A 12,458-nucleotide genomic window follows, 5' to 3' on the forward strand; every position below is an offset into this window, starting at 1 on the left:
CTATTGATGGGTGGTGCTTGCTAGTTCGCTAGTTCTTGAAGACGCGGTCGGTGATGCTCTTGGCGCCGCGTCCGATGGCGAGGAGCCCGGATTGCGAGATCTCCTTGATGCCGTAGGGCTCGAGCACGCGGAGGAGGGCGGTGGTCTTGCCCGTGTCTCCGGTGACTTCGATCACGAGGGCGTCGGTCGACACGTCGACGACGCTGGCTCGGAAGAGGTTGACGGCTTCGAGCACCTGCGACCGGGACGTGTTGTCGACACGCACCTTGATCAGCAGGTGCTCGCGCTGCACCGACTGCGAGTAGTCGAGCTCGACGATCTTGATCACGTTGATCAGCTTGTTGAGCTGCTTCGTGACCTGCTCGAGCGGCAGCTCTTCGACGTCGACGACGACCGTGATGCGGCTGAGGCCCGGGATCTCGCTCTTGCCGACGGCGAGGCTCTCGATGTTGAAGCCGCGGCGGGCGAAGAGCCCGGCGACTCGCGTCAACAGACCCGGCTTGTCTTCGACGAGGAGGGAGAGGACGTGGCTCATGCGTGGTCTCCGGTCATGTCGCCGTCGCGGGTGGTGTCGGAAGCGCTCGAACCGGGTGCCTCGTCGTCCCACTCGGGGGCGAGGGCGCGGGCGTGCTGGATCAAAGAGTTCGAGACGCCCTGCGGCACCATCGGCCACACCATGGCGTCGCGGCTGACGACGAAGTCGATGATGACCGGGCGGTCGTTCGTGTTGAGCGCGAGTGTGATGGCGGGGTCGATCTCGTCTTCGGTGCGGACCCGGATGCCGAGCGCGCCGTAGGCGTCGGCCAGCTTGACGAAATCGGGCACCATCCGAGTCTCGTGACCCGTGTTGAGGTCGGTGAACGAGTGGCGGCCCTCGTAGAAGAGCGTCTGCCACTGCCGCACCATGCCGAGCGACGAGTTGTTGATGATCGCGACCTTGATCGGGATGTCGTTGATGACACAGGTCGCCAGCTCTTGGTTGGTCATCTGGAAGCAGCCGTCGCCGTCGATCGCCCACACGACGCGATCTGGTTCGCCCACCTTGGCGCCCATGGCGGCAGGGACGGCGTAGCCCATCGTGCCGGCACCACCGGAGTTGAGCCACGCGTGCGGGCGCTCGTACTCGATGAACTGAGCGGCCCACATCTGGTGCTGGCCCACGCCCGAGGCGTAAACGGCCTCCGGGCCCGTGAGCTGGCCGATCCGCTGGATGACCTTCTGCGGTGAGAGCAGGCCGTCGTCGGGCTCGGTGAAGCCGAGCGGGAACTCGGCGCGAAGCTCCGTGAGGCGAGCCCACCAAGCGTCGAGGTCGACCTTCTGGCCGCCCGTGACCTCGGCGTAGGCGCTCTTCAAGTCGATGATGACCTCGCGGGCGTCGCCCACGATCGGGACATCCGCGATCCTGATCTTCGAGATCTCGGCCGGGTCGATGTCGACGTGCACGACCTTCGCCTCGGGCGCAAACAGCTCGGCCTTGCCCGTCACGCGGTCGTCGAAGCGGGCTCCGAGGGCGACGATGAGGTCGCTCTCCTGCAAGCCGAGAACCGCCGGTACGGTGCCGTGCATCCCGGGCATGCCGAGGTGCTGCGGGTGCGTGTCGGGGAAGGCGCCGCGGGCCATGAGAGTCGTGACGACGGGCGCTCCGGTGGCCTCGGCCAGAGCGAGCAGCTCCCGCGACGCCTCGGCGCGGATGACCCCGCCGCCGACGTAGAAGATGGGCTTCTTCGCCCCGGCGAGCAGCTGCGCGGCCGCAGTGATCTGCTTGCCGTGCGCCTTGGTGATGGGCCTGTAGCCGGGCAGCTCGACCGTCTCGGGCCAGACGAAGGGGGCTGTGTTCTGCTGGGCGTCCTTCGTGATGTCGACCAGCACCGGCCCCGGGCGGCCGGTCGAGGCGATCTGGTAGGCCGCGGCGAGGGTCGCAGGGATGTCCTCCGGCTTCGTGACCAGGAAGGAGTGCTTGGTGATCGGCATCGTGATGCCCACGATGTCGGCCTCCTGGAACGCATCGGTGCCCATGAGCGTCGAGAAGACCTGGCCCGTGATCGCCAACAGCGGCACGGAGTCCATGTAGGCGTCGGCGATCGCGGTGACGAGGTTCGTCGCACCGGGGCCCGACGTCGCGATGGCGACACCGACCTTGCCGGTGGCCGCGGCATAGCCCTCGGCGGCGTGACCGGCCCCCTGCTCGTGGCGAACGAGAATGTGACGGATCGTGGTCGAGGCCATCAGCTCGTCGTAGAACGGGATGATGGCGCCGCCGGGAAGCCCGAAGACGTCGGTGACGCCGAGCTTCTCGAGCGAGCGCAGGATCGCACCCGAGCCGGTGAGGACTTCGGGCGCGACCTGGCGCGCACGGGCGGGCGCCGTGGGCAGGGGGCTTGATTCTGGAGGCATCGGTGCCCATTTCCTTGGTGCTGGTGGTGAACGAGGGGAACGCCTAGTAGGTGACCGCCCCGACGGCGGCCGACTGGACCTGCCGCGCATACTTCGCGAGCACCCCCCGGGTGTACACGGGGGGCAGGGGCGCCCAGCCGTCACGGCGAGCTTCAAGCTCAGCTGCGTCAACGAGTAGGTCGAGCGAGCGAGCGGCGATATCGACCCGAATCAGATCACCATCGCGCACGAAGGCGATCGGACCTGCGTCGACCGCTTCGGGTGCTATGTGGCCGATGCACAGGCCGGTTGTGCCGCCTGAGAATCGTCCGTCGGTCAAGAGTAGTACATCTTTGCCTAGCCCCGCGCCCTTGATGGCCGCGGTGATCGCGAGCATCTCGCGCATGCCGGGGCCGCCCTTCGGGCCCTCGTAGCGGATGATCACGACGTCGCCCTTGGAGATGGCGCCCTCCGTCAGGGCGTCCATGGCGGCGCGCTCACGCTCGAACACGCGGGCCGGGCCCTCGAAGACGTCGGCATCGAAACCGGCTGTCTTGACGACGGCGCCCTCGGGGGCGAACGAGCCGCTCAGGATCGTGAGGCCACCGGTCGGGTGGATCGGGTTGTCGAGGGTGCGCAGCACCTTGCCGTCGAGGGCCTTCGGCTTGATCTCGGCGAGGTTCTCGGCGACGGTCTTGCCGGTGACGGTGAGGCAGTCGCCGTGCAGGAGGCCCGCGTCGAGCAGCGCCTTCATCACGACGGGCACACCGCCGTGACGGTCGACGTCGTTCATGACGTACTCGCCGAAGGGCTTGAGGTCGCCGATGTGCGGAATCGTGTCGCCGATGCGGTTGAAGTCGTCGATCGTGAGGTCGACCTCGGCCTCGTAGGCGATGGCCAGCAGGTGCAGCACGACGTTCGTCGAGCCGCCGAAGGCCATGGCGACGGCGATGGCGTTCTCGAACGCCTTCTTGGTCATGATGTCGCGCGCCGTGATCCCGTGCTTGAGCATGTTGACGACGGCCTCGCCCGAGCGGTGGGCGAAGTAGTCTCGGCGCCGATCGGCGGATGGCGGCGATGCGGAGCCGGGAAGGCTCATGCCGAGGGCTTCAGCGACGCTCGCCATGGTGTTGGCGGTGTACATGCCGCCGCAAGCACCCTCGCCGGGCACGATCGCGCACTCGATGGCGTGCAGGTCTTCGTCGCTGATCGTGCCGGCCTTCGAGGCGCCGACGGCCTCGAACGAGTCGATGATCGTGACGTTCTTCTCGGTGCCGTCGCTGAGCTTGACCCAGCCGGGCGCCACGGATCCTGCGTAGAGGAAGACGCTGGCCAGGTCGAGACGAGCCGCGGCCATCAGCATGCCGGGCAACGACTTGTCGCAGCCGGCTAGCAGCACGGAACCGTCGAGACGCTCGGCCATCATGACCGTCTCGACACTGTCGGCGATGACCTCGCGCGAGACGAGCGAGAAGTGCATGCCCTCGTGGCCCATCGCGATGCCGTCCGAGACCGAGACGGTGCCGAACTGAAGCGGGTAGCCGCCACCCGAGTGCACGCCCTCTTTGGCGCCCTGGGCGAGCCGGTCGAGCGACAGGTTGCAGGGGGTGATCTCGTTCCACGACGAGGCGATGCCGATCTGAGGCTTCTGCCAGTCGGCGTCGCCCATGCCGACGGCACGGAGCATTCCTCGGGAAGTGGTGGCTTCGACCCCGTCCGTCACGTCGCGACTCCGCGGCTTGACGTCCACGCCGAACTCGTTGAGTTTGTCAGGCATGCGTCTCAGTTTAGGGTGTCGGCACAGCCGTCTCCGACGCCGGGTCGGGGTCCGCCGGCACGGGAGCGACCACGAAGATCCCCGTCGAGAGATCCCACGTCGCCGAGATCGTGCTGCCGGCCACCACCGTCATCACGACGTGCACCTGAGGCGCAACGGCCGAGTCGTCTCGGGCGCACGAGATGCGTGCGCTGCCCGTGTCGGATTCGATGACCACGCAGAACGAACCGTCGGTTCCGCGAGCCAGCCAGACGCCGGCGCCGTCGGCTCCTGCCCCCAGATCGGCCGGTATGAGACGGGTCGACGACGCACGGATACCCTGCACGGGCGCACGCGTCCGGTCCACGGCGCCCTGCGGCACGTCGAAGTACGGCTCGGCGATCGACTCGAGCGCCGTCGAGAGGCCGACGGTCGCGGCCTCGACAGGAGCGCTCGTCTCAGCCGTCGGGGCCGCGACCGCGGGCGTCACCGGCTGCGCCGCCTCGGGAGACGATCGCAGGATGCCGGCGGTGACACCGGCCCCGATCACCCCGGCCAGCACGAGGGCCGCTGCTCCCCCGGCCAGGCGCACGCCGCTGCGGCGCGGGTGCGTGGCCGGGCTCTCGGACTCGGGCTCCTGCTGCGCCGGCTCGGCGGCGGACTCGTTGAGCAAACGCCGCAGCGCCTCGACGTCTGCTGCCGACGCGGGGCCGCCGCCGTAGACGCGAGCCTCGAGGGCGCGCCGGTCACTGGCATCCTGCCCGTCGTCGGGATGCGCTCTCGGTGCACCGCCGAAGCGCGACATAGCGGCACGATAGCCCCGTTTCGCGCCCCTGAGAAGAGCGGGCGTCGACGTGCCCGCTCTGCGTCTCAGGCCCCGACGAGCGAGGTGATCCGGTCGAGCTCGGCGCGGTGGGCTTCGCTCTCTGCCTCGAGATCGAAGTGCGTCTGCAGATTGAGCCAGAAGCGGGCGGACGTACCCAACGCTCGAGCGAGCCGCAGTGCCGTGTCGGTCGAGATGCCGCGGGTGCCGTGGACGATCTCGTTGATGCGGCGCGGGGGCACCTCGATGGCCTTGGACAGGCGGTACTGGCTGATGCCGAGGGGCAGCAGGAACTCTTCGAGCAGGATCTCCCCGGGGTGGATGGGGGCGTGCATCGTCGACATCGGAGTCTCCTTTCGCGGGTGAGGTGGTCGGGTTGCGGTGTTCATGGAATCGGTGCGATGTTCGAGCGTCTCAGTGGTAGTCGACGATCTCGACGTCGGCGGGGCCGGTGGGCGACCAGACGAAGCAGATGCGCCACTGGTCGTTGACGCGGATGCTGTGTTGCCCTGCGCGTGCTCCCCGAAGGGCCTCGAGTCGATTGCCGGGCGGAATCCGGAGGTCGACCAGCGACTGGGCGGCGTCGAGCATGAGCAGTTTGCGGTGGGCGATGCGCTGCAGCTCGGGGCTGAGGCGCTTGGCGTGCCGTCGGAGCCAGACGCTTTCGGTCGCTGAGTCGGCGAACGTCTGGATCACGAAACCATAGTAACGCTTTCCGTTAATAACGGCAACCGTCATGTCGATTCCGAGCGACGATCGAGGCCGCGGCCGTCGAGGCCGGTCGCCGGCAGAAGGGTTAGGCGCGACCCAGGTGCTCGCGCAGCTCGACGAGGTCGTCGAGCACGTGGGCGATCTCGGGCGGCCCCGCCACCCGGAAGGCTGCGGCGGTCTCGCCCGGGCCGACCTTCAGGCCGAAGTCGCCGGGGGCGAGCGCCAGGAAGCCGTCCTCGTCGGTGACGTCGTCTCCGGCGAAGAACACGGCAGTGGCCCCGGTGAGCGAGCGCAGGTGCTTCACCGCGTCGCCCTTCGTGTCCGAGCGGACGGCGAACTCGAGCACGTCTTTGCCGACACGCTCGGTGACGCCAGTCGTCTCCGCCTCGATGCGACTCCGCGCGGAGGCGAGCACGGCCGACGTCTCGTCGTCGGTGGCAAGCCGCGTGTGCAGGGCGAAGCCGGCGGGTTTCTCTTCGACGTGCACGGAGGCGTACGGCGCCGCGACCTCGTCGAGGATCGTGTGGACCAGACCGCGCATTTCCGTCTCGGCGGCAGTCAGCTGCACGTCCGATGCCCCGTCGACACGGTATTCGACGCCGTGCGAACCGACGAGCAGCACCATGTCGGGCACCTGCGCGACCTCGACGAGGCTCTCCATCGAGCGACCCGAGACGAGCGCGACCGACGTGTGGGCCGTCGTCGCCAGACGGAGGACGGCCGCCTGCGCTTCGGGCAGCGCCCGTGCCTTCTGCGGCGAGTCGACGGTCTGCGAGAGCGTGCCGTCGAAGTCGAGGGCGACCAGCAGGTGCGGGGTGGTGGCGATCAGGCCGAGGGCGTCGGCCATGGCGGTCTCGGCGCGCTCGGCGGCGGTCTCGCTCACGCGGCCGACCCCGTGCCGGTGCCGCTCGACTTCGGCGGTGCCGCGATCTTGTGGCCGGGGCGCACGTCGGCGAGGGCGTCGAGGAACTTCTCGGACCACTTCGCGACGTCGTTGTCGAGCACGCGACGCCGAAGGGCCCGCATCCTGGTGACCCGGTCGCGCTTCGGCATCGCGATCGCGCGCATGATCGTGTTCTTCAGGCCGCCAATGTCGTGCGGGTTGACGAGGAGGGCGCTGCGAAGCTCGTCGGCCGCGCCGGCGAACTCCGACAGGATCAGGATGCCGTCGTTGTCGTGACGCACCGCCACGTACTCCTTCGCCACGAGATTCATGCCGTCGCGAAGCGCGGTGACCAGCATGATGTCGGCGGCCAGGTAGAGCGCCACCATCTCTTCCTTCGGGTAGCCGTGGTGGTGGTAGCTGATGGCCGTGTGACTCATCGTGGCGTAGTCGCCGTTGATGCGGCCGACGGTGAGCTCGATCTCGTCTCGCAGGGCCATGTAGGCCTCGACGCGCTCGCGCGAGGGCGACGCGACCTGCACGAGGGTCGCATCCTCGACGCTGAGCCGGCCGTCCGAGAGCAGCTCGCCGAACGCCTTCATCCGATGCCGGATGCCCTTCGTGTAGTCGAGCCGGTCGACGCCGAGGATGACCGTCTTCGGGTTGCCGAGACCCTCGCGGATCTCATTGGCGCGCGCCTGGATGTCCGGGCGACGGGACAGCGCCTCGTAGCCGGCCGAGTCGATCGAGATCGGGAACTGCTTCGCCAGCACGCGGCGCACCTTGCGGCCGCGACGCGACAGCGGCGCCGACTCGTCGTCGACCGGCACGTCGATGTACGGGCGCGTCGTGGCGTAGCCCAGCAGGTGCCGCACCGATCGCGAGAAGTTGGAGGCGTCGTCGGCGCGCTGGAAGCCGATCACGTCGGCGCCGAGCAAGCCCTCGAGCACCTCTTCGCGCCATGGCAGCTGCGAGAAGATGCCGAGCGGCGGGAAGGGGATGTGGTTGAAGAAGCCGATGGTGAGGTCGGGGCGCACCTCGCGCAGCATCTTCGGCACCAGCTGCAGCTGGTAGTCCTGCACCCAGACGACGGCGCCCTGCTCGGCGACGTCGGCGGCGCGCTTCGCGAAGCGCTGGTTGACCTTGACGTAGGCCTCCCACCAGACGCGGTGATACGTCGGGGCCGAGATGACGTCGTGATACAGCGGCCACAGGGTGTCGTTGCTGAAGCCCTCGTAATAGCGCTGCACCTCTTCGGCGCTGAGCGGAACCGGCACGATGTTGATGCCGTCGTTCTCGAACGGGTCGACGTCGAGCCCGGCCTGGCCGGCCCAGCCGACCCAGGCGCCGTCGTTGGCGCGCATGACCGGCTCGAGCGCCGTGACGAGGCCGCCCGGCGAGTGCTCCCACTTGATGTCGCCGTTCTCGTCGAGCGTGTGGTCGACCGGCAGACGGTTCGAGACGACGACGAAACCGTACTTCTCGGGCTCTGACTTCTCATTTTCAGACATGCTCGGGGCTTCTCCTGCGGTCTCCCGGGAATGACTCCCCCGGGATTCCGAGGGTATCAGCGGCGGCTTGCCAGCTTGTGAGAAGTGCGGCAGTGGCATCGGCTGCCCGCGTGAGCGCGGTTCCGTAGCTGCGCCCGTATCCGGCCGCGTGCACCGCGAGAGGATGCAACTGATGCAACGGCACGCGGTCCTTCCACCCGTCGCGAAGCGGCGCGGCCTGGTCGTAGGCGGCGACCACGTCGTCGAGAAACGGGCAGCCGAAGAGCGCCAGCATCGCGAGGTCGGTCTCGCGGTGCCCGCCATGCGCGGCGGGGTCGATCAGCACGACGCCGCCGGCCGAGAACAGCACGTTGCCGTTCCAGAGATCGCCGTGCAGGCGTGCGGGCGGTTCGTCGTCGTCGAAGGCTCCGGCGGTGATCGCGTCGCAGGTCTCTCGGATCCTGCGGTATTCGTCGTCGCTGACACTGCCTGCGTCGCGGGCGACGTCGAGGTAGGGCAGTACCCGCTGGGGTGCGTAGAAGGCGCCCCAGGATGCCACGGGCCGCGTCGACAGCGGCCGCTTGCCGATGAAGCACGGGCCGTCGTATCCCGCCGGAGACGCCCCGAAGGCGTCCGCCCCCGCACCGTGCGTCGCGGCGAGTGCCAGCCCGAACGCGCGGGCCCCTTCGACCGTCGGCCGCGCCTCGTGGACCTCGTCGAGCTCGATCCTGCCCGCCTGGACGCTCTGCACGCCGACGACGTCGGCACCACCGCGGGCCGACGCCTCCCCGAGCCAGCGCAGCCCCGCCGCCTCCGCCTCGAAGAATCCGCGGGGAGCATCGAGCCTGGTCTTCACGAACGCCGTCACTCCCCCATCCAACCTTGTCGGGCCAGCGGGGCGTCCGTACCCCGCAGGCCTGCCGGATACGATCAGCCCCATGTCACACACCCGGGCCTATCGCGACGGCAAGATCGTCGGCGACGGCTTCCCTCTCGACCAGGTCAGCGACTATCTCGAGAACGGCGACTGCTTCGTCTGGGTCGACTTCGAGTCGCCGACGCAGAAAGACCTCGAGAAGGTCGCCGACGAGCTGAACCTCCACGAGTTGGCCATCGAGGACGCCCTGGTGCCGGGCCAGCGGCCGAAGATCGACCGCTACGAGAACTTCCTGTTCGTCACCGTCTACGACACGACGTTCGACGGCGAGTCGGGAGATCTCGTCACGAGCGAGGTCAAGGCGTTCGTGACGCGCCGGGCGGTCGTCACGATCCACGACGCCTCCTTCGACATCGAGCTGGTGCGAAAGCACTGGGACGACAACAAAGACCTCATCGACCACGGCGTTCCCTACCTGCTCTGGGGGCTCCTCGACGCGATCGTCGACCGCCAGTACCAGGTCGCCGACCAGCTCGACGATCAGATCGACGGTCTCGAAGACGGCATGTTCGACCCGAAGCCCCAGACGATGGACGTGCAGCGGCGGTCGTTCACCCTCCGGCGCAGCCTCGTCGAGCTGCGACGGATCGTCACCCCGATGCGCGAGGTGCTGAACACGCTGCTGCGCCGCGACGACATGAACACGACCAAGGGCATGGGCCCCTACTACCAGGACGTCTACGACCACGTGCTGCGGGTGACGGAGCAGACCGATTCTCTGCGCGACCTGGTGTCGACGATCCTCGACACCAACCTGTCGATCCAGAGCAACCGGATGAACCTCGTGATGAAGAAGGTGACGAGCTGGGCGGCGATCATCGCGGTGCCGACGGCGGTGACCGGATACTTCGGCCAGAACGTGATGTTCCCCTGGTACGGCACAGGGCTCGGGTTCGCGGTCTCGAGTGCTGCGATCGTCGTCCTCGGCGTGATCCTGTATCTGCAGTTCAAGCGTCGCGACTGGCTCTAGCCGCGACGGGCACGCCCGTATCTGTCATGACAGCGCCGGTCGAGCGTCATATGACGTTCACCGTGCCGCCACTGCGCGCGCCTAGCGTCGACGCCATGATCAGCGTCGGCATGAGCACCTCCTGCGCCTACCCCCTCGGGCTCGACTCCGCCTTCGAGCTCTCTCGCGAGGTCGGGTTCGACGGCGTCGAGATCATGGTCACCAACGATCCGGCGACGCACCGCGTCGAGCGCCTCCTCGAGCTCTCGCAGCAGACGTCGCAGCCGATCCTGTCGATCCACGCCCCCGTCCTCCTGCTCACGCACTTCGTCTGGGGCCGCGACCCGCGCGTGAAGCTCGAGCGCTCGGCCGAGCTGGCCGTCGCCGTCGGGGCGCCCACCGTCGTCGCGCATCCCCCCTTCCGCTGGCAGGGCGCCTACGCCGAGCGGTTCCTCGACATCGTGCGCGCGGTCGGCGACCGCTACGGCGTGACCGTGGCGATCGAGAACATGTTCCCGTGGAAGATCGCCGGGCGGTCGATGAAGATGTACGCCCCCGGCTGGGACCCCAGCACCATGGACTGCGACGCCGCCACCCTCGACTTCTCGCACGCGTCGCTCTCCGGCCGCGACTCGCTCGAGCTGGCGCGGGCTCTCGACACCCGCCTCCGCCACGTCCACCTCTGCGACGGCTCGCGCGCCTCCGACGACGGGGGCGTCTTCGACGAGCACCTGGTGCCCGGGCACGGCGTCGAACCCGTCGACGCCGTGCTCAACGAGCTCGCCGCCCGGGGCTGGTCGGGCTCGGTCATCGCCGAGATCAACACCCGCAAGGCCGGCACGCAGGATGCCCGTGTGGCGATGATGCGCGAGACGCTCGAGTACGCGCGCGACGCGCTGGTCGTACCGCGCCTGCACCGGCTCACTGCCTGAGGCCCCTGTTGGCGATTCAGGCTGTGCGCCCGATTCGAGCCCGATTCGAGGCCTCATCCGACACTCAGCCTGAATTGCCAACGGCAGGGGGCAAGATGAGCGGAGAGTCGCTCGCCCGAGTCGGGCCGGCGACCGGCGAATGGCAGGAGCAGGCATGAGCGACATCCGAGGCGGATCCTGGCGACAGGTTGCCAAGCGAGCGATGGACGCCGTCGACCAGAGCGGCGTGGTGAGCGACGATCGCAAGAAGTCTCTGCACGACCTGGCCGACCGAGCCGACCGGATCACGCACGACGTGACATCCGGCGGCCGCGAGATCGTCGACACGGCTGCGGCCTCCCTCGACAACGCGGCGTCGGCGCTTCGGGAGGCATCGTCGACCGTCCGTGACGCCAGCGCCGACGTGCAACGGCTCGTCAAGCGGCAGACGCGCCTCGTGGCGGGCGTCGGCGGCACCATAGCGGCAGCCCTCGTCGCCCTCGCCGTGGTCGAGGCACGCCGCCCTCGTCGCTGAGAAGGGGCTGACGGTGGCAGCTACGGGGCGACTAACGCCAGGGCGGCGACTGGCGGCGCCACCAGGGTGATGGCGAGGCGGGCCAGCGCGAACCGACCCCACGGCACCGACGACGGGGGAACCGGTGTCCGTCTCGGCCCGCAGCGTCCAGCGCGTGGGCTTGTTCGGTACACCCGCGGTGTCAGTGGTCTGGCCGACGAACTTGCCGTCCCCGTACCAGCGACATGGCCCTTGGTGCACTCGATGACCCCTTCTGGCCGATGCGCGATAGCCGCATCCGGGGGACGACAACGCAGTCTGTGCGCGCCTGCGAGTACGGTTGAGATCGTTTACGACAAGGAGCACGTGTGCGCAAATTCATCTTCAACGGAGCCGTCATCAGTGGCATCTTCAGTGGCATCAGCGCGCTGCGGGCGACGAAGAGCGGTCCTCGCGACTGGCGCCTCGCGTTGCTCTGGGTGAGCTGGGCCGCCTCGATCGCCATCGCGATCGGCAACGTGCGCGACAACGCCGAGCACGCCGACGACTAGTCGCTCGAGTCAGCCGCCGGGCCGAGTCGATCGCCGGCCCGATCGGGGTCGATCATCGGGATCTCCGACGAGAAGGGCACGGCACGCTCCGCGTCGGCGGTCTCGCCGGTGAGAAGCGCCGAGGCGTCGGCCGTCGATTTCGGCTGAGGCCCGCTGCTTGGCGACAGGTGCGGCCGAAGACCGTCAGATCGTGCGGGGGCGTTGGCGCAGCGCCTCGAGCGCCATTCCGTGGCTGGCATAGCAGCCGACCTCGACCGCCGTGGCCAGGTGCGCCCCGCGCAGGGCTGCGTAACCGTTCCACTGGACGCGGACGAAGCCGAGCACCTCGCCCGGTGTGGCCACCTGGGTGAGGCTGTCGGAGAGTGGCTTGGTGCTGATGTCCCGCGTGCGTCGCAGAGGGTTGCGGTCGAGAGGCGAGCGGTCGAATTCGGGTCGTACGAGTGTCACGTCGATAAGGGTATCCGCGGCACCTGTATCTCGTCCCCCGGTTCTCCTGAAGATCGTCACATGTTCACCTCGGGGCCGTGCATGTGCCGACTGGTGATGTCCCCCGTTTCGTC

The 12,458-nt window shown here is 68.5% G+C and carries 14 protein-coding genes; 4 read left to right on the top strand and 10 right to left on the bottom strand.

Annotation, left to right across the window (positions count from 1 at the left end):
- Positions 1-28 precede the first annotated feature (28 nt).
- The 9 genes from ilvN to AX769_RS15720 all read right to left on the bottom strand — a co-directional run bounded on the left by ilvN (position 29) and on the right by AX769_RS15720 (position 8,904).
- Positions 29-535, bottom strand: coding sequence for an acetolactate synthase small subunit (gene ilvN, locus AX769_RS15680; RefSeq protein ID WP_066281184.1), 507 nt, complete (start codon positions 533-535; stop codon positions 29-31).
- Positions 532-2,394, bottom strand: a complete 1,863-nt coding sequence (locus AX769_RS15685) for an acetolactate synthase large subunit (RefSeq protein WP_082763860.1) — start codon at positions 2,392-2,394, stop codon at positions 532-534. Before AX769_RS15685 ends, ilvN begins: the two co-directional genes overlap by 4 nt.
- A 43-nt stretch (positions 2,395-2,437) precedes the next feature.
- On the bottom strand, positions 2,438-4,150 hold the full coding sequence (gene ilvD, locus AX769_RS15690; RefSeq protein WP_066281188.1) for a dihydroxy-acid dehydratase: 1,713 nt from the start codon (positions 4,148-4,150) through the stop codon (positions 2,438-2,440).
- Positions 4,151-4,160: 10 nt separating this feature from the next.
- The gene (locus tag AX769_RS15695) at positions 4,161-4,934 is read right to left on the bottom strand and encodes a hypothetical protein (protein WP_066281191.1); all 774 of its coding nucleotides are present in this window, start codon (positions 4,932-4,934) and stop codon (positions 4,161-4,163) included.
- 65 nt (positions 4,935-4,999) lie between these two features.
- Positions 5,000-5,296: a HigA family addiction module antitoxin gene (locus AX769_RS15700; protein WP_066281195.1), complete on the bottom strand. Its 297-nt coding sequence runs from the start codon at positions 5,294-5,296 to the stop codon at positions 5,000-5,002.
- 70 nt (positions 5,297-5,366) lie between these two features.
- Positions 5,367-5,648 (bottom strand): type II toxin-antitoxin system RelE/ParE family toxin, encoded by a 282-nt coding sequence (locus AX769_RS15705; protein ID WP_066281196.1) that lies wholly within the window; start codon positions 5,646-5,648, stop codon positions 5,367-5,369.
- A 100-nt stretch (positions 5,649-5,748) separates the two neighbouring features.
- The gene (otsB, locus tag AX769_RS15710) at positions 5,749-6,546 is read right to left on the bottom strand and encodes a trehalose-phosphatase (protein WP_066281198.1); all 798 of its coding nucleotides are present in this window, start codon (positions 6,544-6,546) and stop codon (positions 5,749-5,751) included.
- Positions 6,543-8,057, bottom strand: a complete 1,515-nt coding sequence (locus tag AX769_RS15715) for a trehalose-6-phosphate synthase (RefSeq protein WP_066281200.1) — start codon at positions 8,055-8,057, stop codon at positions 6,543-6,545. Before AX769_RS15715 ends, otsB begins: the two co-directional genes overlap by 4 nt.
- Positions 8,050-8,904: a fructosamine kinase family protein gene (locus AX769_RS15720; RefSeq protein ID WP_239451815.1), complete on the bottom strand. Its 855-nt coding sequence runs from the start codon at positions 8,902-8,904 to the stop codon at positions 8,050-8,052. Before AX769_RS15720 ends, AX769_RS15715 begins: the two co-directional genes overlap by 8 nt.
- 70 nt (positions 8,905-8,974) lie before the next feature.
- Here AX769_RS15720 and AX769_RS15725 point away from each other — a divergent pair, with 70 nt between their 5' ends.
- The 4 genes from AX769_RS15725 (at position 8,975) to AX769_RS15740 (ending at position 11,898) form a co-directional block, all read left to right on the top strand.
- The gene (locus AX769_RS15725; protein WP_066281202.1) at positions 8,975-9,943 is read left to right on the top strand and encodes a magnesium transporter CorA family protein; all 969 of its coding nucleotides are present in this window, start codon (positions 8,975-8,977) and stop codon (positions 9,941-9,943) included.
- A gap of 26 nt (positions 9,944-9,969) precedes the next feature.
- Complete coding sequence (locus AX769_RS15730; protein WP_239451816.1) at positions 9,970-10,854, top strand: sugar phosphate isomerase/epimerase; 885 nt, start codon at positions 9,970-9,972, stop codon at positions 10,852-10,854.
- Positions 10,855-11,008: 154 nt separating this feature from the next.
- A complete protein-coding gene (locus AX769_RS15735) occupies positions 11,009-11,368 on the top strand; it encodes a hypothetical protein (protein ID WP_157887667.1) in 360 nt (119 codons plus the stop codon).
- Between the two features lie 347 nt (positions 11,369-11,715).
- The gene (locus AX769_RS15740; protein ID WP_066281210.1) at positions 11,716-11,898 is read left to right on the top strand and encodes a hypothetical protein; all 183 of its coding nucleotides are present in this window, start codon (positions 11,716-11,718) and stop codon (positions 11,896-11,898) included.
- Between the two features lie 183 nt (positions 11,899-12,081).
- Here AX769_RS15740 and AX769_RS15745 read toward each other — a convergent pair whose 3' ends face one another.
- Positions 12,082-12,345 (bottom strand): hypothetical protein, encoded by a 264-nt coding sequence (locus AX769_RS15745; RefSeq protein ID WP_066281211.1) that lies wholly within the window; start codon positions 12,343-12,345, stop codon positions 12,082-12,084.
- Positions 12,346-12,458: the final 113 nt, after the last annotated feature.

It is taken from the genome of Frondihabitans sp. PAMC 28766, from assembly GCF_001577365.1.
Taxonomy (GTDB): Bacteria; Actinomycetota; Actinomycetes; order Actinomycetales; family Microbacteriaceae; genus Frondihabitans.